1 protein-coding gene is annotated in these 654 nt (G+C 46.3%); it reads left to right on the top strand.

Going from position 1 to position 654, the window contains the following annotated elements; translation table 11 throughout:
- Positions 1-654: hypothetical protein (locus ACIPUA_RS08245; protein ID WP_449059552.1), on the top strand; the 654-nt coding region annotated here is incomplete at both ends.

Genomic DNA, 654 nt, shown 5'->3' on the forward strand with positions numbered 1-654 from the left:
CTGCAACGGTCACCAAAGCAACCCATCACGATGGCTCTGGGGTTCAGGGTCAGATAGGTGTGGTTAATACCGCTGAACTGGCCATAAAAACCACCGCCAACCTCAAATCAATGGATACGATAAAACTAACGCTGACGTTAAAAGATGCGTTTGATAACACACTGGTAGGGGTTGATACCTCAGCAATTAAGCTTACCCATAACCAACGACTGGCTCCAGTTTGGACAGATAGCAAAAATGGCACCTACACTGCGGACTTAATGTTAACGGCATTGGGTGAAGACCTCTTAGTCGCCAAAGTTAACAGCACGCAAAGTGATCCGGTTAAGATTGACGTGAAAAAAACACAAGGAGATAAACACATCAACAAGGTTGTTATCACCCATATAACCCCTTCTGTAGGCGCAGGGGCAGAAAGTACCTTAACGTTTACCTTAGCCGATGTTCAAGGGAACTCGGTTGACGGCATCCAACAGGTTGAGGTCGCAATCGATCAGCTTAAACCGAAAAAAATTAACGTCAATCAACAAGCGGATGGCAGCTACACAGGAACATTAGCGGGGCAACTCAGTGGTGCTCATGAGGTGGTTATTTCTACCAATGGGCTAACATCCAAGCCAAAAACGCTAAACGTGGCACAAGCCGATACCGTTA

It is taken from the genome of Providencia sp. AGC89 (genome assembly GCF_053543535.1).